The following is a 20,202-nucleotide window of genomic DNA, read 5'->3' as shown; positions in this document are numbered from 1 at the left end:
TTATAACCCTCAATTATATTTTACTATGGATTTAAACTTTTATAAATGATTTTTTATAGTTTCTTCAACCAATCTAGCCCAATCAGCTACGTTCCTAGCCTTTGCGTGCTCAAACCAAAGCGATGTCGCGTTAGGATTATTGTCATGAGAGAAATTGAAATTCACCCCGTAAAAATTCCTCCGTGCATAGGGAGTGTTCCATTCTATATGACCTTCCCCAGGCCTACTAAAACGAATAGACGAACGTTCTAACTCGCCAGTATCTTTCGGTATATAAAAGTTACTATCTTTCAACACCTGCTGATCTAATGCGAATTGTGCTTTTTCAGTAGCTTCAATGACTTTACCCTCAATTGCAGGTGTATCGATTCTAATGTTTAATAGGATCATACAAGCACCACCTCCACATGATGAAGAGTGCTTCTATCATAAAAGTCACTAACTTTGCTAACGGTCATTTCTTTTCCGTTAAATATAACTTTGGATTTCTCTTTGAAAGTGACAGGCGTTGAATGTACCGCATCATGAAATAAGAGTGTTTGCATTACAGTGCTATCACCATTACCATTAGATACAAATGTCTTTTTAGGTTCAATTCGAACCCTTTCAATCGTTACAGCAGGTTCGTAGTTATCACTACCACCCCAAGTATCATCCTCACCCTTATACTTCAAATACTCAACTGTATGGATTAATAATGAACGTCTCATAGGTTTAGCCATGTACACACACACCTGCATATAACAACCCAGTTGGTCTAAGAAACTTCGTAACTGAAATTGCATACTGAGTATAGAAATTAGATGTATTATTATCTCCTGCGCTCACACCATCCTCAGAATAAGAACCTACAGAGAATCCTCCGCCACCTTCACTTACAGTTGCGGAAGTCTCTCCATTGATTGCTAATAATTCGACTTGTGCAGCAGTTGCTTTCTTTACCTGCTTTTTAATAAAAGGCGCCAACTTGTCGAAGTCAACGCCTTCCAACTTATAATTTATAATGTGATCAATTTGGTCACTAGCACGACCGATAAGTCTCTCTAATAACGCTGCATCAGATACCGGGGTACCTTTGTATTCGTTGTTATAGTAATCAGCATCTATATACGACATGTGATCACCTACTTAGCAGCAGATTTTTTCGGCGCTTTTAAATCAGAAAGTTCTGCCTCTAGCTCGTCGATTTTGTCGAGTGCTTTATTGTGCTCTGCTACAGAGATGTTACGTCCTCCAGTAGCACGCTTGATTATCTTGCCATCTTCGTTAATCTGGTCGAAGCCATCATTCAGATAACTTGCTAAGAAGTCACGTTCGATGTTCAATACTTTATTCAATCGCTTTACTTTTACTGTGTTACTCATGTAACCACCATTCCTTTCATAATAAAAAAAGAGAAGCTATAAAAGCCTCTCTTATGCAGAAGTGATATTGAATTTAACACCATCCACTTTAGCACCTAAGATAAATACATCCCAGTACTTGCGCTCGTAGTAAAAATATTTACCTCTAGTTGATGCGCTCGGCGATTCTAAATCGACAAATTCATATTGTTGTGGCGCTACTACTGAAAGTGGATGAATTAAGATCATGTTGATTTGTTTTGCAGCTGCATCTGGTACAGCTCCATTTGTAAAGTTGTATGCTGTTTTCATTCGAGAAGAAGGAACATTTACGATTGTTACGTCATCTAGTGAGTACACGTTACGATTGATGTCTTTTCCGCCACCTGCAACTTCTAATGTACGTTGGATTCCTTCTGCTTCTTTTAATAACTTTTTAACAGCAGGAGTTACGTAAAGTAAACGGCCATCTTGTGGTACTTCTGCTTCATCCTGTTCTAACATCATTTGATCAAATACACCTAAGATGTTTGCTGCAGTTAATACTGTAACATCTGCAGTTTTACCTACTCCAGTGTATTCAGCATATAATTTTGAAGCCATGTATTTGTCGTGTTCTGGAATCGCTTCTTCTTCATTGAATACTCGAGTGATATTCGCAATTGTTAAAGCCATGTTTGTTTCATCAACGTCTACCGGATCAACCAGTGTACTGAATTCACGGTCATGACCTAGAGTTTTTGGTTCGAATGAGTTATCAACACGGCGCGTGTAACCTCCGACAACATCGCGGTTAACGTCTGTATATCCACCTACTTTAATACGTGGAATCATGATTGTTTTCGCGCCTGTCCATTTTACGATTTCGTTGTTTGGTGTAGAGTATAATGCACCGAATGATAAACCCTTTGAAAACTTTTGAATAAGTGCTTGTTGATATTGTGAAGCATAATTTAATGTAGCCATTAATAAATCACTCCTAATTTTGTTTTAATTGAATCTATTTAAATGCTGCAGCCCATTGTTCTGCTTCAGTTAATGTTTTCTTCTGATGTAGACCAGTTGTAAATGTAGGCTTTGGAGTTCCTTGTGGTTCTTCCACTACACCTTTAAAGTGAGGAAACTCTTCAACTACCATTCCGATAGCTTTTGTAATGTCTATATCATCACTAACCTTTGTTTTTGCTAGAGTAATAACTGCACTTAAGTTCTTTTCTTCTTTGATATCTAATTTAAGCGCAGCTATTTGTGCCTGAGCATTAAAAAGAGACTCATCTTTTTCTTTCAATTGAGTCTCAAAGGTTGTTAGCTTTTCGTTTGTCTTTTCTTGCTCTGTTTTCTGTGACTCTTGGTACTCATTCCAACCTTTTACGGTTTGTTTCAGCTGATCTAAGTTCTCTACACCTAACTTTTTCAAGAATGCTGCTTCTTGCTGTTGTTTAGCTTCGTCCAGCTGCTCTTGTGTAAAAGTAGTAGGCTGTTGCGCAGGTGGTTCTTGATTCGTTGGCGGTGTAGTTTCTGGTGGTGTTACACTTGGATCACCTCCTTCCGGTGCAGCTGGTGGGTTGTCCCCTCCTTCTGAAAAGAACTGCATTCCTTTTACTCGTAATCTAAACGGTTTTAACATATTAAAGCGCTCCTTTCTTTGTAAGTTCACATTGCAAACGATATCCTTCCAATTCCCAAACTTTATTTACAATGCGCTCTTTACAGCATTCAATACCGATTTTCACATCATAATTAGCAGGATCTACACATGCACTCGATTCAGTTAGGATAAATCCGTTTGGTAATTTAGCAACTACTACAGTACATTTGCCGTGAAACTCTTCTACTGTCCAATGAGTTTTTCCTAAAATGCTATTAATATCTTCTTGTGTCACCGTGTTTTTCATTATTCAACAACCTCCCAATCTTCTGCTAATGCATCTGAAGTACTAGGTGACCATGTGGCAACATCGTTTTGTGCGGTTTTCAATGCAAGGTACGCACGGTATGGGACATTCCCTCCGCCAAATGCTTCTTTCATAATATCTGTAGCTGGTGGATATGATGCAGCAGGTACATAATAAACGAACATACCTTTACCATTCCAACCTTTACGAGAAATCTTCTCTCCTGTTTTCACGGCTTCAATCGCTTGACCGAAATTCATAATTCATTCCTCCTATACAATTTTTTCTCGGTTATATTGACGCTTACGCTTCGTCTGATTGATGAATTCCCTCATAGCAGCTTGACGTTGTGAAACCTTGTTCTTTGCTTCCTTCACGCCTTCTGCATCACCTAACGCTTCTAACATCTTCACTTCTCTTTTCGCTTTTTTGATCTGTCTTTCAAGTGCGCGTTGTTGTTGACTTTCTTGATATGCCCTGTCATTTTCTGTGTAGTCGTACGGTTCATATGTCCGTTTAGACATACCTTCGATGTAAGGATATTTCAAGTGCCTACAATTGCAACCCAAAAGCCCTGCAGGATCTCCGTACGATGTAGTAGACCATGCAGGGTATTTTTTACTTTTTCCACTCATTGAATAGATCTTAGCTTGATATGGAGCGCATTTAGGTCTGCTCCCTAAGTGACTGCTTGTTTCAACTAAGTCAACATTGTATTCTTTCATGCGTTCATCTTGCATCTCATTCGCTACATTATTGCTTGTTGATCTACAAACAAGATTCACGTAAGCATCTGTAGACCAACGTTTACCTGCTTTATCAATAAAAGCAGGGATTCCTTTTTGCGCCCACTTCGATACAACCTGTCTAAGCGCTTGCTGCTGCGTTATGACACCGCCTAGCAACTTACCGACCGTTTGATTTAACACATCAAGATATACTTGTTTCGCCTGGTTTAACATCGTTGTATTCACTAAATTAAAGACGTCTAAAGCTTGTCTTTCATATGCATTTAAAATGCTAATTAAAGCAGCGCTTGTATTTATTGGAGGCGCAACTTTCAATAATCCTAATTTAACAGCCTTTGTATAAATACTTTCATGCTGATTTATCGCGGCTGAACCTGCATTTTGTAGCATTGTTTTTACTTCTTCAGCAGTTTTACCACTATGCTTTGCAATAGTATTTAATTGCTGTTTGTTTAGAACTCCTAATTTATTTAATTGAACCCTGCGCCAATGTTGATATTGTTCTGCATTCTCAGCAGTTAGTAGCAATTCCATATCGTTTTTAAGGATTCTGGCCATGTTTAAAAGCAACTCTTCTTCAATCGCGTTGTAAATATCAACTACGAATATAGAGAGTTGCTGTAATTTCTCAGGAGGTAATGCCATGATTACTCAGCTCCTGGATCATTATTTTGTTTCTGCTGATTCCCTTCCAATCCGAAGAAATCAACGTTTTCAGGAAGGGCCATTCTATTTTCTTCCGTTATTTCTTCTAACATTTGAATTGCTTCTTCTTCAGAAACACCATGAATTTTCATGATCGCTTTTTTCTTACTCGTTAGATTGTTCGTAACAAGTAAGATCTGCTTATTGATTTCAGCAGTCTGATCCTCTGCAATAGAATCGTCAAAGGTAACAGTAACTTCATAGTCATCTGTACTCTCAAACTCATCGTACAAAGAAGCGATTTCGATAATGATATCGACTAAATCACGGATACCATCTTCAATAATTGTTTCGTGAGACTGCTTAGTTTTGAATGTTTTGGAATTCTCACTAACTACTTCTGTAGCTGTTTTCACGCCTTGTTCATCAAAGCTAAATGCACCAGTAGAGAAGCCCGTCTGCATTGAATAGTAATTTAACAGCGCATTTATTGCCGCTTTATGTTCTTCAACGCGTAATTCAACGGAAATGTCTTTTATATCCTGATTTTCTTCAAACTTCATAGCTTCATATACTTCGTCTGATGCATCAAAGTAGCGTTGTTGTTGTCCAGAAATCGGATCCGTTACATATTTGATAGCAGAAGCAGGTACAATAATGCGTTTCTTACCTAAAACGAATTCCCTTTGGAAGCTATCGAATGCGATATCAAGAGATTTTAATACATCTAATGAGTTCGCATATATTGAGATCCCCAAAGGTGAATACAAATCAAAGTTATTCGCTGTATTCGGTTTAAAGTATACGAATATCGGTCTTGATAAGTTTTTGATATATACTGCAGCTTCTAAGTTCTCATATAGAGTATCTAAAGAAACTTTTCTTCCTAGTTCGCCTTTATTTTTGCTTTCATACAGTTCATTTTTAATAACATGCTTCTTACCTTCTTGTGTATCTTCGATTAAATGCCATTCGAGCAGCGTATAATACTTGCCACCTTTAGTGGATTCATTAATAAATACACCTTCAGTAACTTTGTTGTTGTCCCACGATACAGGGACGAAACAGTCTGCTGTGACGTACGAAAGTTTAATTCCATTATCCCAGTACACTTTGATAACCATACCGCCCAATGCAAGCATGTACTCAAGGTATCTTTGAAACTCCCTTATAAAGTTGTTTTCATCTAAAACATTCTTAATATCATCGAATAGTTTTTCGTCCGATATATTAATAGAGCATTTTTCGTTAAAAATAAGAGAAGCCATTTCTTGAGTTACTACTTTCCCCATGTTTAACGAAGCCATACGACGTTGTTTCTGCCCTTCAATCGTTTGATATTTAAGATCGTGCCATTCAGCAAAATGTCCACTGTATAGAGCTTTCCACATATCTATTTGTTTGTACGATTCTTCGTCGATTGCTATCTTTCTACTATCAGTAACTTTTTTAATTCCTTTGATAAGGCCCAATTTAGTTAGCACCTCCTTAGCTTTTCGGATGATCGCTTTAAACATGCTGTCACCACCTTTTCAGGCATAAGAAAAAGAGAAGTTAAATGATAACTTCTCTTTCTTTGCGTGTATTTAAATACGTCAGTATTTTATTTTCTCTTTCTTTTGAGTAGAAAGGCATTTTGGGGTACCATTCAAAGAAATTCTCATCCTTTTTACTACTGTTACAACTTCCACAACTAGGGATCATATTCTCTTTGGTATACCCTCCACTTTTATTCATTGGGATGAAATGTTCTTGAGTTAAATCAGTTGATTGTTCGCCGCAATAACAACATCTATTGCTGAAATACTCTTTACAGTCTTCCCAATCTTTACGAGTGAATCCAGCGGGCAAAAGCCTCTTCTTAGCTCTCCTGCTCTGCGTTTCTACTCTTATCCGTTCTTTATTATCTTTTCTATATTGTTGAATAGATTCTTTGTTTTTTATGCGATATTCTTTTTTGTATTCTCTACGGTATTCTTTGTTGTTAGCATTCCAATTATCAAACCAGTCTTTTCTTTTTTCTTTGTTTTCTTCGTTGTACTTTTTACCGTATTCCTTTTGTTGCTCTTTGTTGTTATCTAGCCATTCTCTATGGCTAAGCCTTCCACATTCACGACAATCAGCACGTAAACTTTTTCTAGCTTTCCTGAAGAATTCTAGAGTATTAGGCTTCTCAATACCGCATTTTGAACATACCTTTTTATCCAATTTAATCAACTCCGACATTGATTTCCGAATATGAATATACAGGAAGGAATTTCGGATAATCCCTTTTCGGTATGGTAGCTACTCCAATACCTATCCTGTTTCTACATTATATCACGTAATTTTTATAGAAGTAATTGTTTGCATAACGCGCTTCATCTAAACAATGGTTGAAATCATCGATTGGACTACCATTATCAAGACGAACGTACATACCAATCTCTTTTAAAAAGTGGTAATGATCATATTCATCACATTCAACAAGAAAGAATTGTTCGTTAGCGATAGAGTTTTGAAACCTTTCGATACCAACTTCAATACCTTTGCTTGAACCTTTCACATCATGAGCGTTATTATCTGCCCCTGTTGTATTGATTCCTAATAGGTGAAGTTCTTCCCTTAATGATTTGCATGCAGGATCGACAAATACTTCTGTATAGCGCATCTCGAATCGTTTAACGCACCATTCAATAAACACCTTAATTTCTTTGGCGTAAACAGACATCGCTTTAACTTGTCCGGTTTCTTTACCACTATGATGGTAGTTAGCAACTCGCATTAATCTAAACTTATCTTTAAAACGAGTTATGATATTACAGCTGCATGTAGTACTGTCGCTTTGGCCACCATCTGCCGTAAAGAACATTTCAAAACGTTCTCCAAGTACTGCATGTTCAACGTTCTTCTTCATATCAAACATTGAATAAATAACACCCTGTGGCATTACCCTTTTGCCAAACCAATCTCGCTCCAGTAAATAAGGATTCTTTGAAAGAATATCGTGTATCTCTCGCTTGCGTTCTTCAGTGATAATTGGATTATCCTGTATTGTCCAGTGAGTCCAACGAGTATTCTGTACATCGAATACTTCTGAAATAACTGGATGATGCGGAGCAGGTGGGTTTAAGTCTGCTAAATGGTAACGGTCTTGAGCAGCGAAAGTACGTCTAAAGCACTCTTGAATCATGCCCATGTTGAGTAAGTTAATCTCACAAAATACAACACTACCAAGCGACATACCTGTTACGGCACCAACGCTGTTACTATTTCCTGCTCCCTTGTAATACACCTTCTTAATATCCTTTGGAGTGTGTATCGCAAGATGCGAGCCATGTTCATCATGCTTAATCTCAGCTAAATCACCAAATATATGCTGTAATCCAGTGCCATCACCATCGATAAATAAGCGATATGCCTGTTCCTGGTTGTATGCAGTAATTAAATGATTCGTATCTCTTGTCCACGTCAAATAGTCAGCATAGCGGAAATGCCCTGCTGTTGTCTTACCCGATCTGGGTGTCCCTTCGAGTACATCGAAGGTGTAATTGTATGGCCGATAGATAACTTCCAATTGTTTAGGGGAAAACTTAATCGCTGTTTTGCTCATATTGTTTACGCCCTTCTATTAATGCATCAAGTAATGAAGTATCTTTCTTTTGACCTTTGAGTTTAGCAGCGCGTTCTTTAGCAAAGTCAGTATCAGCTTTAAGTTTCTCGATTTGTACCTTGTACATTTCTTGCTGCATTCGATGTCTTTCTTCTTCAATTTGATGTTTAAATGTATCTGGAACTAAATCGAAGTACTGGGCCAATTTATCCAATGCTTTCATCTTGTCGGCAAGTTTGATGGAAACGCCATCTCTTCCTTGTTTTACTTCTGTAATAATCGAACCATCGACCATATCAGCTTCCTGCAAATCAACAAAGTTCACTATCCTTGTTACTTCGTTACCATCTTCATCTTCAACTACCACTTCTCTTTGACCGAAATTAAGGTAATTAGTAATATCAGCAAAAGCAATCTTAATGTACTCTTTCAATACATCCATCGCTTCTACAAATACATTTTCAACTAACTCACCTTTAAGCTCCTTAATATAAGAAGAAACTCGTTCACGTCGTAATAATCGACTACTCTGAACATGAGCGCTCTCTTTGGTATATCCAGCCTTGATTGCAGCTTGTGTACCATTGAAGTATTTCACGTAATACAAACAAAAGAGCCGTTCCTTTTCGGTAAGCTCTTCGTCTTCTAAAATCTCTTTTAGTTTTTCTTTTGTTTTGGGATTTTTCACATTGGTAACGCTCCTTTTCGCAATAGTAACGTTACCATTCATTTGCTCATCCCATTTATCTTGTGATTTCCACTTTCTGATTTGCGAAGGCTTGAGATTTAACTCAGCTGCAATATCAATTAATGGTTTCTCACCTTTACTTACTTTATATATTTCAAATGCTTTGTCACGATCTGGGCTACGTTGCCTAGCCATATTCACCACCTCGCGGTAATCCCTTAACATTTTTTTGGTTAAGCTTTTAGGAATTCATCAATTGTTTTATCTAACACACTAATAAACGATTCTCTCGTTTGCTTTGGCGTCATATCATCACTTATTTCATTATGCATAGCTACAGCCTTTTCTAGTTTCTGCGGATCAATACATTGTTTTACTAAATCCATACCGATAACGTTATTTATTAACTGACCGATAATAACGGTTTGTTCTTGCTTAGTTAGTTTCATTTATCTAACTCCTCCTCATGCTAATTGCTTTATAAAATAAAAAAAGCAGCGGATTCGCTACTTTAATGATATTCTTTAATTTGTTAAAACCACGATTGCCATGATGGCATTACATTTTCATCAGATGGTTTCACTTCACTATCATAACCTTCTAATTTACTTACACCTATAAAATTCAATTCCTCTTTATACAAATCGCTACTCGATTCAGTTTCCATATTCTCGAGAATGATTGTGCCTTCAATTGACTTATCTTCTTCTGTTACCGCAACTACATCAACTGGAGTTCCCATTTCGAATCCGTTTTCCTCATACGAAGTCACTAACACTTTCCATGTCCATTCTGTGATATCTATAGATTCTGTAGCATTTATTCGTTCTTTTCTTGTATTCTCTATTAACCTTACTTCAGCTTCGAAAAAATCAATTTCCTCACCATTAATTTTCAACTCTTTTAGATTTTTAGTTATATCTTTAGTAATCACACTCTCATCCCCTTTTTCTTCCAGAATACCACAAAAAGAATCTTTTTTTCACATCACTCACGAATGTAAACTTTTACCCATTAGTTTACATTCAAAACGTTTATTTTACTGACTTTATAGCACTTTGAGCATTTTAAGAAAAAACGCTAATAAAAGTATACATTCAAAACATTGATTTTAATGGTGTTATAAAACTACATTGTATTTTGTTAACTATCTCTATTTTTGTTCGTTGAGTTTGTTTGTTTTGTTAGGATTACTTATCTAACAGATACTCCACCCATGCAACTTCTTTCTTCAGTTCTTCATCGGACATCTTATCTAATTCTTTAAGAGTGTAATCTTCACGAAACTCTTTTCCGCCTTCAATAATGAATCGGATCTTTTCTTCTCTACTCATTCCCTTCACCACTTATCATCACTTATCGCTCTCAACTGCTCTATTTCCTTCTCAGCAGACTCCTCAAGCCATCCTTCTTCCACCTTATTCATCTCACCAATCCGATATCCGAAGTAAATCACCAATAAAGTAAAAAGCGTACCTACAAGATATCCTGTAAGTCCTCCTAACCAAAACATCCCATCACTTCCTTCGCAAAATAAAATAAGACGCTGTACCGATCACGACAGCGCCTGGAATAATTTCTATTGTTTTAATCATTATGCTTAATATTCTTCCCTTCTTCAAGGCATACTAACATTTCCAACAATTCATAATAACTACCATAAGTATCTATAGCCCCTTTACATGGCCCTACTGTCAAAGCACCTTTAGGGTCTTGCTCTATCCACTTCCTGCTAGCTTCATCCATAATATATCCAAGCTGATGTGTATTTTTAGCAATAAACCGTTGTATTTCGTCCATCATTCATCGTCCTTCCTATTTCAATATCCGTTTTATCTACTAAAAAGAGCACCCGTTTCCGCGAGCGCCCTTTAAAGGATTATGAGAATCCCCATTAACGAAAGTTAAGGTTACTAAAGTTAATAAGGTTAATAAGGTACAAGTAGTATATGCTTGTCCTATTCAAATCGTGCATAAAAAGAGAGCATCCACATCAGTAGATGCCCAAACGTGTAGGAGTTTTCAATGAGTATTGAATAGGACCTGAGAGAGGTTGTCCTACACTATAATATATGCTTGTCCATCTCAAAAGGTGCAAATAAAAGAGCTCTATAAATAGGGATAGAGCTCTTTATGCGAGTAATGGTGTATTTATGTTGACCTGATATTGTATGTCGAGAACTTCCTTATGTGCAAACGAAAGAGAGCACTCCCCCACGTTAAGTGCTCTCTCGTGAAATACATGGGGTAACATGTTGAGGTCCGTTCTGTATCATTGTATGATTTATCAATTAGCGTTATACCTAAATCATTCTTCAATTACGTTCATTATGTAATTTCTATATAACAAAGAAAAAAGCACCCGTTATGATGCTATTAAATCCTTTCTATAACGTAAACCATCGTCTTTCTTAATGGTATATGATAAGAATAATCTTCGTTTTTATGACTGTATGTTTCGTATTTACCTATTACTTGAAACCTCTCAGTCTCAGATTCACCAAATTTTGATGCATCATCGCATAAAATCATTAATTTTGTTCTATCAGTGTGCAACAAACTGGCAATTTGTCTCTCGGTATATATTCCTCCTACCGCCAATTCTTCCAACGTTTCTACATATAGCATAATCTCTCCACCTCTCCCGACTTATTTATTCTATAAAAACCATAAATATCCTTTTATTAAAATAAAAAACTGCCACCGAAGTGACAGCTATATAAGGAGATGGGAGAGAAAAACAATATATAACATATAACTAAAGATAACTTAACATAAACGCAGTAAGGCTAAGAATGCTCTCATTCTTTTCTCGATCACCGCAATCATCATCTAAGCTACACGCTTTGTGTCAGTGACCGAGAAAAGAGCGAAAGCTCTCCTCGTTTTACGTCCGTAGACATCATTTTCAACCCATGAGAATGATTTGTATCAAGACATTATCCGTGCCTTGCGTGAACAAACATGTGGAGGGGACAGAGGGGGTGACTGTCTCATGTTTGCTCAAACAAAGAGCGGAAGCTCTCTGCCTAGTGAAAATTCGCAGTAATCACTAGAAAGTGTAATACGCTCAAAATAACGATGCATTCTTGTTCTTATTACTTATTACTGGTTTTGAAATGTGCGATTCATTCAATCATATGAACCATCACCCATTTCCATTTTCAAATGTGGAGAAATCATAGACACGGCATCTAGTATTATATTTATTATCAACCCAAGCGACGACTCTTGAGCTGAATGATAAATACAATAGAAACAGTATGACGAATGCGAGTTATCCCACACCCGCCACACTGGGATATGTTTTGATCATTTAATTGGTCTTTTCGTCTTACCACGGATTCCTACCGCCCCTGCCCGCCCTCTCGCCGGTACACGTTAAGGAGTGCTAACCCTCTCATAATGAGGTTGTATCTATAATTTACCGTTATTTTCATTTGCAAAAACTCCCCAAAAAATATGCTATTTCTCTGCCTTTTCTCTGCCATTTTTAAATAATTCCTAATGTAGTAGCAATCAGTTTAATTGCGCTCTTCTTCTTCTCATAAAAGTATGAGTTCTTCATCATTAATTCGTTTTGTACGAATGAATCTTTAACTGGTTTATTATCTAGGAACTTCATAGTAATGATGTTTCTTTCATCTTCATCTAAGATGTTATGTAATGCCTTTTCAATTTGTTTCACTTTCATTCTGCTTGTTACTCTTGAATCACGTAATTCAGGAAACAAACTGATTCCTTCTTGCTCCACTTCATTACTGAACCGCATTTTAAGTGCTCTGTATTCTTTTAAAATACTTACTACTTCCTTTTGTACTTTCTTATCGTCGATAGCTGGTAATAATGTTAATTGTCTCTCCATGAAGGAATCCCCCTATTTCAATTTTGTATTTTTAACATCACATCAGGTATGTGAAATTTTAATATCCATCTATTGAATAAGGGAACGATGACTACAATACAGCCCCCACCACACTGTTAGTCATTGTTCCGCTATCCATTAAGCTTCTAATATCGTTAAAAGTGATAATGTAACTCCTACATTTACATAAACTGCTATTCCACCCAATTTCCCATCACTTGGACAAGGGCCTTCCCATTTAATCTCTACTCCATCTTTAGTGAATAAATTCACCTTTCCATAGAAGATTTCTCCATCCAATTCAAATGAAATTTTCTTACCTAAATACATTTCTTGTACTACTTCATTTACAAAATTAAATCCCTTTCCCATCTCTTATCCCTCCATTAGGCCTTTAATATTTTTCTCTTCCTATTGCCCATCTTCTCTTTCACTGCTTCGATGTTATTCGTTACCATTTTATGGTCCTGATCCATCTGAATCATCCCATCTAACATTCCTGTAATTAATCCTGTCTCATCGATGTATTGTAAGTAATCAACTGGTGCCCGTTCTGTTTGTTCTACTAAGTATCCGTAAATATCAAAGTCTGCTCTTGGTATAGACTTCTTCCCATTCGGTTGATGAGACATCCTTACATAAGATTGAATCACTGTTGCTGGTACAAGAAACACTGTCTTATCCTTACTAAACTCTATAAGGAAGAAACACACAGCTCCCATCTTCTCCGCTTTCTCTAGGTAATCTAACTGGTGCTGTGCAATGTTCTTTAAATCAAATCGTGTAAGGCTCTCTGTAGATTTCACCTCAAATGCGATAGCTCGTCCCTTATATACACCGTCATAATCCACTGTACTTTTAGATTCATAGAATCCATTTACTACTTTTCCATTCTTACTTTTTAACACCTTCACAGGAGTCGGACGCTTGTTTATAAGCGCCACTCCCTCCCTTTGGTACATTTCATTAGATAGATTTATAAGCTTCTCAAATGCCATTCCTCGGTTTCCTAATGCCATTGTTATTCCTCACTTTCTACTAAAAGGATTATTTTGTTTAATTTCCCCTTAATTTACATTAATATCTATTACAACATCTAAATATCGTTATATAATATATTCATCAAACATTAATTAGGAGTGGTTAAAATGCCAGATATAATATATCTCATTGTTTTTATCTTTTTAGCAATTTGTTCCATTTTCACTTTAATAAAAGAGTTTACAAGGCCACGGAAAAATGGATTCTTGATTTCGCTTGAATTCTTGTTTCTTGTAGGAATGATATTGTTAATAAAAAATAGTTTAATTTAATTTACATAATGGATATCTTATCTCCATTTCTTATAGTGAGCAGTTAGCTTTTGCTAGCTGCTCTTATTCTTGTTTATCGAATGGCCCTATATCCTCACCAATAGCACCTAAATAATTCTTACGATCCATTTCCCAACAATTACGGCACATCTTTTTCCCAGGAACGAAATCTAACAAGTGTGGTCCCCTTAATTCCTTACTGATTTCACCACACCAGTCACACTCTCCACCGTTTTCGTACTCTGCCATGATTTTATTCACTTGATGTTCTGAAAGCTCTACACTTCCAATTGATTCTGTACAAGCTAGTTCGCCAGTATCATATTTACTTGGCATACCATCATAGGCTAAGGATTCCATGTAATCATCTGTCATTTTGTTTAAATCAATAACCAATTTATTATCAATAATTTTAAGTTCATATTTAATCATTTCCCTCTACCTCCCTGAATAAATTTCAAAATCTCGTCCATACTGTAAGTAGGCTGATAAACAGCTATAATCCAAATCTGTAGTTCCCTAATCTCTTTTCCCCTTTCCCCGAGGGCTGAGCAGTTAGCTTTTGCTAGCTGCTTTTATTTATTCTTGAGTATCATAATCTGGATTACATGCTTCTCTTTCGATATCATCCATATGTTCATAGCTACAAGAGAAACACATTGTTTCATCTTCTTCAATTTCTTCATCACAATAAAAACATTTGCACATATCCATTACCCTTTTCTACAAAATGAAGTTTTTATTAAGTTCCCTTTCACTCCTGCATAATATTTCAAATTCCGTTTAATACTATAGCTGTAACTGAAAGTTACAAAGAATCGCTTGTAAGCGCTAGTTCTTTTGTACAACAAGTAGTTAGCTAATTGAGCTAGCTGCTTCGTTGTGCAATTGGTTACATTTACCTGATGTTTTTAACGTAATATTACGTTACAATATAAAAGAGTAAAATATATTGAGCTGTTATACCCATTACCCTAGGGAACTAGGGTTTTGTTTTGTATAAAATGAAATTTTTATGCTAATCCTCCTCAAGTTCCGTAACAGTTAAGTAATTTCTTGCCTTCTTCCTCTTTGCCAATCTCCTTTGATACGCTGGTGTCAAGTAAAAGTGAACTGTTTTAGGAAGTACGCCCATATGTTGAGCGCATTCCTGTATGGTCCCGAGACATACAAGCGATTCACCTTTGTAAACAGCATATTCCTTTCGATTCACTTTTCAACTCCCCTTTTTCACATTTTCTTAACATTTGTATATTAATCTATTAGAAAATATATGGTATTATTTCTAATGTCGATTCATCTGATTAATTAGTCATGATGTATAATATTTATCCAAAACCCTAACTCCCACGTTAGGGTTTTTGCATTTAAATAACTATTTTATAAAGCTTTTAAGTATCCGATTTCCCTTGCATAATCACGCATCTTTTTCATTTCTTCCTCTGTCCATCCCCAATGAGGACAGTACAAGCCACCATATCCATTTCTACCGTTCGGATTGTCATTTCCATAGATGAAGTCAGTAAAATCTCTAATTAGTGCCCACATCGTTCCACCGCTTGAGAAGTGCCTTTCTTGCTTCTTGTTCTTATATGAGCTTCTCGTCATACGCATAGGAACATTTGAATAGTGATCTACAAACCAAAGGTTTCTACCATCATGTTTAAATTGAGCTGTTCTATTTTCATCTTCATAACGGAAGAAATCCTTTTCGTGATCTGCTAAGTAACTAAGAAGTGAATTCACAATTTCTATGCGTTGATATCTATCTTTCTTCATCTCTCATTTCCCCTTTATATCGTAATGAATTTATTTTTGACCTTACTTCACATCAACACGTTTTTTACTGTCTTCCGCGCTAAATCCATTTGGATACCTCTTAGCTAATTTTGCAATGTTCATCTCAGCAATATCTTGCAAGGTATATCCTATTTCACTAGCCATAACAGCTACATAGTACATAATATCTCCCAACTCTAAAGCAAGTTTGTGAGTATTCCCATCTTCTTCTCCAGGGCAATGAGATGGATTGAATCCGTGACCGTGATAAATAGCTTTATTTACAATATCAGCAACCTCGCCGGCTTCACCTGTAATCCCTAATGCTGCATTAGAAACACGACGATCAAAATCATTCTTTCTATTCCAAGTGCGTAATGTTGCTTCTTGATATTCATTTAATTTATTAGTTGGCAATGTAATGTTGTTTTCCATTTCTTAACATCTCCTTTTTTTATAAGTAACTGATCAATTTCTTCTTTCTATCCTGCAATTCTTGTAACTGCTGTTTCGTCTTCCGCTTCTCGCTATTCAATCCGGTCAGATGGTACTACAACTTATAAATCTCACTTTGTACTGTATGGAGCTCACCTTTCACCTGTATTTCGGTTTCTTTCTTCATGCAATCCCTCCTACAATCCTAATTCTTCCATGATCTTGCCAATGTTCTCATCAAAACCTCTATATACATTTCCACCTATAATGAAAGTTGGTAAAGTATTAGATTCATAAACTTTAGTCAATACTTTTCTATGCATCGGAATCTCATCAACATTTAATTCTTCGATATCAACCTCAACTGGACAACTCTTTAACATCTCCTTTGCTCGCTTACATTTACCGCAATTTAAACCCGTGTACATAATGATCTTAGTTGCCATTCTTATTACCTCTTTCCGCTTCTTGTTTTCTGTAAAACTCTTTAATCGCTTCTTCCCAATACGTGTAGTTACAGCTCATCATTACTTCTTCTCTCCTTTTGATTCTGCTAATAATTGAGTTACTTCGTAAGTTCCATTTTCGATTGGTTTCATCACTTTGCACCCTCTTTCTTATCAATCTCAATCATTTCAGTTCGCACTTCTTGCAAGAACTTAATGTATTCCCCTAGTTCTTTCTGATCCATTACAGAAATATCATGAACATTTCTACACTCTGTAATATCTACTAAACACATTGTTTTCATATCATCGTGATTGACTTTGATATTTTTAGACATCGTTACCGCTACTTTTCCAAGTTCGTACTCAAATGTTTTATTCATTCTCCCCATCTCCTTTTAATAGCTCTGGATTATCTCGAATCCGATTTCTAACAGTCGACCAATCACAATCAAATAATTTTGCAATGGCATTAATGCTGTACCTTTTATCTAAGTACTTCTTTAATTCTGTTATTGGTATTTCAACACTTTTCTTGATTTTTGTTCCTTTTCTCTTTTTATTTGCTTCTACTATTTTCCGTTTATGCGCTTCAGATATTTTTTTACCCTTACTATGAATACGTTGATGTTCACCAGCTAACATTATTTCTAAATTATCTTTTGATGAGTTGAGCTTATTCTCGTCTTTATGATGAACTTGCTCTTTACGGACTAAAGTTCTCCCTTCCCAATACATCATTAGTAATCTGTGAACATGAATTTTTTCTCCATGAATTGATACAGCCGGATATCTTCCGTGTAAAGAGATTGTTTTTAGACTAGTTACACATTTTTGCGAATGCCACAGTATCGCTTTTTCTAATTCTCTGTAATCTACAATGCATCTACACTTATTTATAAATTTGATTGGATTTTGTTTCTTGACAACCATTCAATAACTCACCATCCTCAAATACGTTCCCAAGCACCTCAACCTCTGCACCTTCTTCGAACAACTCCCAACCATCAGTACCATCCAGGCTTTCCACCACATAAGATCCATTGATGAATTTCACTATTCCTATATCATCAATTTCCACTCCTGGAATAACGCCGACTGTATGAACTATGTCTTTTTCGAAAATTCCAGTTCCGTTTTGATCATTTAAACCAGTGTATTGGCGTATGTTTTTATGTTCTACAAGCAACGTTTCTATATCGCCGACACTATTCTTAAAAACAACCTTGCTCTTATCCTTAATGAGCGATTCGAAAAACAATCCGTTTAACTCGAATGATTTAGTAACTCCTTCCCAATCCGTTATATACGCTTGGTATTTTTGTGCTCTCATTCTCTCCATCTCCTTTTATCAATGCGAATAACTCCTGCTCACTCATTTCATAAAGCTGACGTCCTGTTTTTTCTTCTTTGTAAATCCCTTTATGTAATAAGACGTCGATGTAGATTTGTTTCCTGTCCATTTACCTAAATCATGCCCTTCACATATTCTTTCTTCAGATCTCTAATCAACATAATTTCCCGTGGCCCCACTTCATGCCCTAACGAATTAACCCTATTTCCATACACCTCACCAGATATCGTCACACGCGTTATAGCGATATGTTCACCTGTCTGTTTATGTGTCCAGAAACCACGAAATCTGGCCCGTTCTTTTGCTGTCATGGCTTGTCCTCCTAGCTGATTTGTTTCCTGTTCCCTTGCTTACCTGGTGGCTTTGTTGCCGCCATTTGATAAGACCATCCTCTTTTTAATCTGTAATAAAATGTTTCTTTTACAATGCCGTTGCTCTCAGCAATGCTTGTCCACTTCCCATATTTCCTTCCTCTACCTTTTTTACGATGGTTTTCCCCAACTTTTTCCGTTATGGCACGTTCTCTATCCCAAAACGACTGATAAAACCGCTGAGATGCTCTTTTTCTAGATATTCCATTACTTCTAGCAATCTCGAAATCTTCATCTGTTAAGTATTCCAATCACGATCCCTCCTTAACTGATTTGTTTCTTCCTATATTTTCTTAGTGGTTTTGTTGCTGCTTTTTCCTCATCCCACCCAAGTGATAACCTCTTAATATATGTGTTGTAAGGCACTCCGTTTTCTTCAGCAAGATTTGCATAATATCCATGATTTCTATGCTCTTTAACTGGTATTGTAGCCGCTTCGTATAATGAATACCCTTTAGATCTTCTATAAGAAAATAGTGGTTGACTAATCCCATTTTGAACCGCTACTTGAGCCATCCCTCTATGTCTTCCTGGCCCTCTTCCGCCTATCGGTTTAGTGATTGCCTTTTCTATACTCCAGCCATGCTCAATTCTTTGATTAACATTCTTTTTACTAATGCCGTTTTTCAGCGCTAAATCGTAATCATCATTAGTTGGAACTTCTTTGTATTTCATAGTAATTACCATTCCTTCGCTCGATGTTTGATGTTAGGAGGTGTTGTTATGGCGCGTTTTATATCCCATTTATAAGTAAACACCCTTGTTCTTAGTGTTGATTTTAGAATGCCATTCGATTGTGCAATCGCGAATTGTTCATTTGTGATTTTTTGTTTTTTCTTCAGTCTTCGGTTGTTTATTTCTTCTATACTTAATACGTGAGTTTCTGCAGCTTCTTCTAAAGACCACTTCAATTGATTTACTCTTGCGATAAACGTTTTATAAGGGATCCCGTTTTTCTCTGCACGTTCTACATATCCCTTATATTTCGTTCTTGCGCTTTTGAATATTGGTTCCGTAATAGCTCTTTCTATTGTCCAACCCAAGAATTGAACTCTCTGATTTACATTCCTTCTAGGAATCCCGTTCTTTTTAGCAATTTCATAATCATCCCACGTTGGTACTGGAGGATAATATTCCATATCCATTCCCCTTTCTTAATCCAATGCCATGATTATCAATCAACTTTCTTCCACACATAACCATAAGCAGTCTTTAACTTCCCATTGCAACATGCACTTATACTTCCATTTCCGCCTCTTCCTATTAATCTAGAGCTTCTATTTCAGCTAACGATCTATCTGAAATATAAGTATCTATAATCTGAATCCGTCCGTACTTCGCCTTAGCCATTACTATTGCTTCGCTCTCTGACTTCGCTTCAAACCAACGGAGCTTCCATTTTTCGTCCTTGTCATAAAATTCTACTGAATACGTCATGACGCTTATGTCACGCTTCAAGAATTGCTCTGACGTGCTCTTCGCTGAATAATCGAAACTTCCCACTACATCCTCAAGTGTTAGCTGTTTCATGCCCCTATTCCGACTTTCGCTGCCATCTGCATTTGATAAGCCATTTCCAGCCTTACCATTACTTCTTGGCGTCTTCTATCCACTTCCTCAGGACTACAATTCCCTGCCGCGCAAATGCATGGCGCAAATTGATAACAGCCGTTCCCCATATCGTTTCTGATTACTCCCGTTCCTTCACATGCACACATCTTAATTCC

The 20,202-nt window shown here is 36.6% G+C and carries 37 protein-coding genes and 2 pseudogenes; all 39 read right to left on the bottom strand.

Features of this window, described 5'->3' with window-relative positions; translation table 11 throughout:
• Positions 1–39: 39 nt before the first annotated feature.
• Entirely contained in the window at positions 40–390 is a 351-nt protein-coding gene (locus ACM6HU_RS16540) for a minor capsid protein (protein ID WP_414848308.1), read from the bottom strand.
• Complete coding sequence (locus tag ACM6HU_RS16535) at positions 387–722, bottom strand: putative minor capsid protein (RefSeq protein WP_414848307.1); 336 nt, start codon at positions 720–722, stop codon at positions 387–389. Before ACM6HU_RS16535 ends, ACM6HU_RS16540 begins: the two co-directional genes overlap by 4 nt.
• Positions 715–1,116, bottom strand: a complete 402-nt coding sequence (locus ACM6HU_RS16530; protein ID WP_414848306.1) for a hypothetical protein — start codon at positions 1,114–1,116, stop codon at positions 715–717. The genes ACM6HU_RS16535 and ACM6HU_RS16530 overlap by 8 nt, the downstream gene beginning before the upstream one ends.
• 8 nt (positions 1,117–1,124) lie before the next feature.
• Complete coding sequence (locus tag ACM6HU_RS16525) at positions 1,125–1,364, bottom strand: hypothetical protein (RefSeq protein WP_414848305.1); 240 nt, start codon at positions 1,362–1,364, stop codon at positions 1,125–1,127.
• 51 nt (positions 1,365–1,415) lie between these two features.
• Positions 1,416–2,309, bottom strand: a complete 894-nt coding sequence (locus tag ACM6HU_RS16520) for a capsid protein (RefSeq protein WP_414848304.1) — start codon at positions 2,307–2,309, stop codon at positions 1,416–1,418.
• 34 nt (positions 2,310–2,343) lie between these two features.
• Positions 2,344–2,970: a hypothetical protein gene (locus ACM6HU_RS16515; RefSeq protein ID WP_414848303.1), complete on the bottom strand. Its 627-nt coding sequence runs from the start codon at positions 2,968–2,970 to the stop codon at positions 2,344–2,346.
• A gap of 1 nt (position 2,971) precedes the next feature.
• Positions 2,972–3,238 carry a Gp49 family protein gene (locus ACM6HU_RS16510; protein ID WP_414848302.1) on the bottom strand — a complete coding sequence of 89 codons (267 nt, stop codon included), beginning with the start codon at positions 3,236–3,238 and terminating at the stop codon, positions 2,972–2,974.
• Positions 3,238–3,498 carry a DUF2829 domain-containing protein gene (locus ACM6HU_RS16505; RefSeq protein WP_414848301.1) on the bottom strand — a complete coding sequence of 87 codons (261 nt, stop codon included), beginning with the start codon at positions 3,496–3,498 and terminating at the stop codon, positions 3,238–3,240. The genes ACM6HU_RS16510 and ACM6HU_RS16505 overlap by 1 nt, the downstream gene beginning before the upstream one ends.
• 12 nt (positions 3,499–3,510) lie before the next feature.
• Positions 3,511–4,632 carry a phage minor capsid protein gene (locus ACM6HU_RS16500; protein WP_414848300.1) on the bottom strand — a complete coding sequence of 374 codons (1,122 nt, stop codon included), beginning with the start codon at positions 4,630–4,632 and terminating at the stop codon, positions 3,511–3,513.
• 2 nt (positions 4,633–4,634) lie between these two features.
• On the bottom strand, positions 4,635–6,149 hold the full coding sequence (locus tag ACM6HU_RS16495) for a phage portal protein (RefSeq protein WP_414848299.1): 1,515 nt from the start codon (positions 6,147–6,149) through the stop codon (positions 4,635–4,637).
• A gap of 37 nt (positions 6,150–6,186) precedes the next feature.
• On the bottom strand, positions 6,187–6,840 hold the full coding sequence (locus tag ACM6HU_RS16490; protein WP_414848298.1) for an HNH endonuclease: 654 nt from the start codon (positions 6,838–6,840) through the stop codon (positions 6,187–6,189).
• Between the two features lie 106 nt (positions 6,841–6,946).
• Positions 6,947–8,224 carry a PBSX family phage terminase large subunit gene (locus ACM6HU_RS16485; RefSeq protein WP_414848297.1) on the bottom strand — a complete coding sequence of 426 codons (1,278 nt, stop codon included), beginning with the start codon at positions 8,222–8,224 and terminating at the stop codon, positions 6,947–6,949.
• Positions 8,205–9,107, bottom strand: coding sequence for a terminase small subunit (locus ACM6HU_RS16480; RefSeq protein WP_414848296.1), 903 nt, complete (start codon positions 9,105–9,107; stop codon positions 8,205–8,207). The genes ACM6HU_RS16485 and ACM6HU_RS16480 overlap by 20 nt, the downstream gene beginning before the upstream one ends.
• 38 nt (positions 9,108–9,145) lie before the next feature.
• Positions 9,146–9,361, bottom strand: a complete 216-nt coding sequence (locus tag ACM6HU_RS16475) for a hypothetical protein (protein WP_414848295.1) — start codon at positions 9,359–9,361, stop codon at positions 9,146–9,148.
• Between the two features lie 83 nt (positions 9,362–9,444).
• Positions 9,445–9,846 (bottom strand): hypothetical protein, encoded by a 402-nt coding sequence (locus ACM6HU_RS16470; RefSeq protein WP_414848294.1) that lies wholly within the window; start codon positions 9,844–9,846, stop codon positions 9,445–9,447.
• A gap of 256 nt (positions 9,847–10,102) precedes the next feature.
• Positions 10,103–10,246 carry a hypothetical protein gene (locus ACM6HU_RS16465; protein WP_414848293.1) on the bottom strand — a complete coding sequence of 48 codons (144 nt, stop codon included), beginning with the start codon at positions 10,244–10,246 and terminating at the stop codon, positions 10,103–10,105.
• 5 nt (positions 10,247–10,251) lie between these two features.
• Complete coding sequence (locus ACM6HU_RS16460; protein ID WP_414848292.1) at positions 10,252–10,425, bottom strand: hypothetical protein; 174 nt, start codon at positions 10,423–10,425, stop codon at positions 10,252–10,254.
• Positions 10,426–10,499: 74 nt separating this feature from the next.
• The gene (locus ACM6HU_RS16455; RefSeq protein WP_414848291.1) at positions 10,500–10,712 is read right to left on the bottom strand and encodes a hypothetical protein; all 213 of its coding nucleotides are present in this window, start codon (positions 10,710–10,712) and stop codon (positions 10,500–10,502) included.
• A 576-nt stretch (positions 10,713–11,288) separates the two neighbouring features.
• A complete protein-coding gene (locus ACM6HU_RS16450; protein WP_414848290.1) occupies positions 11,289–11,540 on the bottom strand; it encodes a hypothetical protein in 252 nt (83 codons plus the stop codon).
• Positions 11,541–12,405: 865 nt separating this feature from the next.
• Positions 12,406–12,777: an ArpU family phage packaging/lysis transcriptional regulator gene (locus ACM6HU_RS16445; protein WP_414848289.1), complete on the bottom strand. Its 372-nt coding sequence runs from the start codon at positions 12,775–12,777 to the stop codon at positions 12,406–12,408.
• Between the two features lie 138 nt (positions 12,778–12,915).
• The gene (locus ACM6HU_RS16440) at positions 12,916–13,149 is read right to left on the bottom strand and encodes a hypothetical protein (protein WP_414848288.1); all 234 of its coding nucleotides are present in this window, start codon (positions 13,147–13,149) and stop codon (positions 12,916–12,918) included.
• A 14-nt stretch (positions 13,150–13,163) separates the two neighbouring features.
• Complete coding sequence (recU, locus tag ACM6HU_RS16435) at positions 13,164–13,796, bottom strand: Holliday junction resolvase RecU (protein WP_414848287.1); 633 nt, start codon at positions 13,794–13,796, stop codon at positions 13,164–13,166.
• 357 nt (positions 13,797–14,153) lie between these two features.
• Positions 14,154–14,522, bottom strand: coding sequence for a hypothetical protein (locus tag ACM6HU_RS16430; protein ID WP_414848286.1), 369 nt, complete (start codon positions 14,520–14,522; stop codon positions 14,154–14,156).
• 147 nt (positions 14,523–14,669) lie between these two features.
• Positions 14,670–14,798, bottom strand: a complete 129-nt coding sequence (locus tag ACM6HU_RS16425) for a hypothetical protein (RefSeq protein WP_414848285.1) — start codon at positions 14,796–14,798, stop codon at positions 14,670–14,672.
• 310 nt (positions 14,799–15,108) lie between these two features.
• Entirely contained in the window at positions 15,109–15,303 is a 195-nt protein-coding gene (locus ACM6HU_RS16420) for a hypothetical protein (protein ID WP_414848284.1), read from the bottom strand.
• A 167-nt stretch (positions 15,304–15,470) separates the two neighbouring features.
• The gene (locus ACM6HU_RS16415) at positions 15,471–15,869 is read right to left on the bottom strand and encodes a hypothetical protein (protein WP_199668986.1); all 399 of its coding nucleotides are present in this window, start codon (positions 15,867–15,869) and stop codon (positions 15,471–15,473) included.
• 42 nt (positions 15,870–15,911) lie between these two features.
• A pseudogene (locus ACM6HU_RS16410) lies at positions 15,912–16,271 on the bottom strand (nucleoside triphosphate pyrophosphohydrolase family protein); the annotation flags it as partial.
• Between the two features lie 230 nt (positions 16,272–16,501).
• Positions 16,502–16,750, bottom strand: coding sequence for a glutaredoxin family protein (locus tag ACM6HU_RS16405; protein ID WP_414848283.1), 249 nt, complete (start codon positions 16,748–16,750; stop codon positions 16,502–16,504).
• A complete protein-coding gene (locus ACM6HU_RS16400) occupies positions 16,740–16,913 on the bottom strand; it encodes a hypothetical protein (protein WP_414848282.1) in 174 nt (57 codons plus the stop codon). Before ACM6HU_RS16400 ends, ACM6HU_RS16405 begins: the two co-directional genes overlap by 11 nt.
• Positions 16,903–17,133: a hypothetical protein gene (locus ACM6HU_RS16395; RefSeq protein ID WP_414848281.1), complete on the bottom strand. Its 231-nt coding sequence runs from the start codon at positions 17,131–17,133 to the stop codon at positions 16,903–16,905. Before ACM6HU_RS16395 ends, ACM6HU_RS16400 begins: the two co-directional genes overlap by 11 nt.
• Positions 17,126–17,683, bottom strand: coding sequence for a hypothetical protein (locus tag ACM6HU_RS16390; protein WP_414848280.1), 558 nt, complete (start codon positions 17,681–17,683; stop codon positions 17,126–17,128). The genes ACM6HU_RS16395 and ACM6HU_RS16390 overlap by 8 nt, the downstream gene beginning before the upstream one ends.
• Positions 17,643–18,083 (bottom strand): YopX family protein, encoded by a 441-nt coding sequence (locus tag ACM6HU_RS16385; protein ID WP_414848279.1) that lies wholly within the window; start codon positions 18,081–18,083, stop codon positions 17,643–17,645. The genes ACM6HU_RS16390 and ACM6HU_RS16385 overlap by 41 nt, the downstream gene beginning before the upstream one ends.
• Before the next feature lies 1 nt (position 18,084).
• Positions 18,085–18,213 (bottom strand): annotated as a pseudogene (locus tag ACM6HU_RS16380) (Fur-regulated basic protein FbpA); the annotation flags it as partial.
• Between the two features lie 4 nt (positions 18,214–18,217).
• Positions 18,218–18,415: a hypothetical protein gene (locus ACM6HU_RS16375; RefSeq protein WP_414848278.1), complete on the bottom strand. Its 198-nt coding sequence runs from the start codon at positions 18,413–18,415 to the stop codon at positions 18,218–18,220.
• 11 nt (positions 18,416–18,426) lie between these two features.
• The gene (locus ACM6HU_RS16370; RefSeq protein ID WP_414848277.1) at positions 18,427–18,726 is read right to left on the bottom strand and encodes a hypothetical protein; all 300 of its coding nucleotides are present in this window, start codon (positions 18,724–18,726) and stop codon (positions 18,427–18,429) included.
• 13 nt (positions 18,727–18,739) lie between these two features.
• On the bottom strand, positions 18,740–19,150 hold the full coding sequence (locus ACM6HU_RS16365) for a hypothetical protein (RefSeq protein ID WP_414848276.1): 411 nt from the start codon (positions 19,148–19,150) through the stop codon (positions 18,740–18,742).
• A gap of 5 nt (positions 19,151–19,155) precedes the next feature.
• A complete protein-coding gene (locus ACM6HU_RS16360) occupies positions 19,156–19,614 on the bottom strand; it encodes a hypothetical protein (protein ID WP_414848275.1) in 459 nt (152 codons plus the stop codon).
• Between the two features lie 124 nt (positions 19,615–19,738).
• Entirely contained in the window at positions 19,739–20,005 is a 267-nt protein-coding gene (locus tag ACM6HU_RS16355; RefSeq protein WP_414848274.1) for a hypothetical protein, read from the bottom strand.
• The gene (locus ACM6HU_RS16350) at positions 20,002–20,193 is read right to left on the bottom strand and encodes a hypothetical protein (RefSeq protein ID WP_414848273.1); all 192 of its coding nucleotides are present in this window, start codon (positions 20,191–20,193) and stop codon (positions 20,002–20,004) included. The genes ACM6HU_RS16355 and ACM6HU_RS16350 overlap by 4 nt, the downstream gene beginning before the upstream one ends.
• Between the last annotated feature and the right edge of the window lie 9 nt (positions 20,194–20,202).

The sequence above is a fragment of the Bacillus sp. IT-79MI2 genome (assembly GCF_949768135.1).
GTDB lineage: Bacteria > Bacillota > Bacilli > Bacillales > Bacillaceae_G > Bacillus_A > Bacillus_A pseudomycoides.
This window is presented reverse-complemented; position numbering and strand designations above follow the sequence as displayed.

Excerpts from the sequence above, each read along its gene's own strand:
- ACM6HU_RS16540 (WP_414848308.1), bottom strand. The coding sequence starts at position 390 with ATGATCCTATTAAACATTAGAATCGATACACCTGCAATTGAGGGTAAA.
- ACM6HU_RS16535 (WP_414848307.1), bottom strand. The coding sequence starts at position 722 with ATGGCTAAACCTATGAGACGTTCATTATTAATCCATACAGTTGAGTAT.
- ACM6HU_RS16530 (WP_414848306.1), bottom strand. The coding sequence starts at position 1,116 with ATGTCGTATATAGATGCTGATTACTATAACAACGAATACAAAGGTACC.
- ACM6HU_RS16525 (WP_414848305.1), bottom strand. The coding sequence starts at position 1,364 with ATGAGTAACACAGTAAAAGTAAAGCGATTGAATAAAGTATTGAACATC.
- ACM6HU_RS16520 (WP_414848304.1), bottom strand. The coding sequence starts at position 2,309 with ATGGCTACATTAAATTATGCTTCACAATATCAACAAGCACTTATTCAA.
- ACM6HU_RS16515 (WP_414848303.1), bottom strand. The coding sequence starts at position 2,970 with ATGTTAAAACCGTTTAGATTACGAGTAAAAGGAATGCAGTTCTTTTCA.
- ACM6HU_RS16510 (WP_414848302.1), bottom strand. The coding sequence starts at position 3,238 with ATGAAAAACACGGTGACACAAGAAGATATTAATAGCATTTTAGGAAAA.
- ACM6HU_RS16505 (WP_414848301.1), bottom strand. The coding sequence starts at position 3,498 with ATGAATTTCGGTCAAGCGATTGAAGCCGTGAAAACAGGAGAGAAGATT.
- ACM6HU_RS16500 (WP_414848300.1), bottom strand. The coding sequence starts at position 4,632 with ATGGCATTACCTCCTGAGAAATTACAGCAACTCTCTATATTCGTAGTT.
- ACM6HU_RS16495 (WP_414848299.1), bottom strand. The coding sequence starts at position 6,149 with ATGTTTAAAGCGATCATCCGAAAAGCTAAGGAGGTGCTAACTAAATTG.
- ACM6HU_RS16485 (WP_414848297.1), bottom strand. The coding sequence starts at position 8,224 with ATGAGCAAAACAGCGATTAAGTTTTCCCCTAAACAATTGGAAGTTATC.
- ACM6HU_RS16480 (WP_414848296.1), bottom strand. The coding sequence starts at position 9,107 with ATGGCTAGGCAACGTAGCCCAGATCGTGACAAAGCATTTGAAATATAT.
- ACM6HU_RS16475 (WP_414848295.1), bottom strand. The coding sequence starts at position 9,361 with ATGAAACTAACTAAGCAAGAACAAACCGTTATTATCGGTCAGTTAATA.
- ACM6HU_RS16465 (WP_414848293.1), bottom strand. The coding sequence starts at position 10,246 with ATGAGTAGAGAAGAAAAGATCCGATTCATTATTGAAGGCGGAAAAGAG.
- ACM6HU_RS16460 (WP_414848292.1), bottom strand. The coding sequence starts at position 10,425 with ATGTTTTGGTTAGGAGGACTTACAGGATATCTTGTAGGTACGCTTTTT.
- ACM6HU_RS16455 (WP_414848291.1), bottom strand. The coding sequence starts at position 10,712 with ATGGACGAAATACAACGGTTTATTGCTAAAAATACACATCAGCTTGGA.
- ACM6HU_RS16450 (WP_414848290.1), bottom strand. The coding sequence starts at position 11,540 with ATGCTATATGTAGAAACGTTGGAAGAATTGGCGGTAGGAGGAATATAT.
- ACM6HU_RS16445 (WP_414848289.1), bottom strand. The coding sequence starts at position 12,777 with ATGGAGAGACAATTAACATTATTACCAGCTATCGACGATAAGAAAGTA.
- ACM6HU_RS16440 (WP_414848288.1), bottom strand. The coding sequence starts at position 13,149 with ATGGGAAAGGGATTTAATTTTGTAAATGAAGTAGTACAAGAAATGTAT.
- recU (WP_414848287.1), bottom strand. The coding sequence starts at position 13,796 with ATGGCATTAGGAAACCGAGGAATGGCATTTGAGAAGCTTATAAATCTA.
- ACM6HU_RS16430 (WP_414848286.1), bottom strand. The coding sequence starts at position 14,522 with ATGATTAAATATGAACTTAAAATTATTGATAATAAATTGGTTATTGAT.
- ACM6HU_RS16425 (WP_414848285.1), bottom strand. The coding sequence starts at position 14,798 with ATGTGCAAATGTTTTTATTGTGATGAAGAAATTGAAGAAGATGAAACA.
- ACM6HU_RS16415 (WP_199668986.1), bottom strand. The coding sequence starts at position 15,869 with ATGAAGAAAGATAGATATCAACGCATAGAAATTGTGAATTCACTTCTT.
- ACM6HU_RS16405 (WP_414848283.1), bottom strand. The coding sequence starts at position 16,750 with ATGGCAACTAAGATCATTATGTACACGGGTTTAAATTGCGGTAAATGT.
- ACM6HU_RS16395 (WP_414848281.1), bottom strand. The coding sequence starts at position 17,133 with ATGAATAAAACATTTGAGTACGAACTTGGAAAAGTAGCGGTAACGATG.
- ACM6HU_RS16390 (WP_414848280.1), bottom strand. The coding sequence starts at position 17,683 with ATGGTTGTCAAGAAACAAAATCCAATCAAATTTATAAATAAGTGTAGA.
- ACM6HU_RS16385 (WP_414848279.1), bottom strand. The coding sequence starts at position 18,083 with ATGAGAGCACAAAAATACCAAGCGTATATAACGGATTGGGAAGGAGTT.
- ACM6HU_RS16375 (WP_414848278.1), bottom strand. The coding sequence starts at position 18,415 with ATGACAGCAAAAGAACGGGCCAGATTTCGTGGTTTCTGGACACATAAA.
- ACM6HU_RS16365 (WP_414848276.1), bottom strand. The coding sequence starts at position 19,150 with ATGAAATACAAAGAAGTTCCAACTAATGATGATTACGATTTAGCGCTG.
- ACM6HU_RS16360 (WP_414848275.1), bottom strand. The coding sequence starts at position 19,614 with ATGGAATATTATCCTCCAGTACCAACGTGGGATGATTATGAAATTGCT.
- ACM6HU_RS16355 (WP_414848274.1), bottom strand. The coding sequence starts at position 20,005 with ATGAAACAGCTAACACTTGAGGATGTAGTGGGAAGTTTCGATTATTCA.
- ACM6HU_RS16350 (WP_414848273.1), bottom strand. The coding sequence starts at position 20,193 with ATGTGTGCATGTGAAGGAACGGGAGTAATCAGAAACGATATGGGGAAC.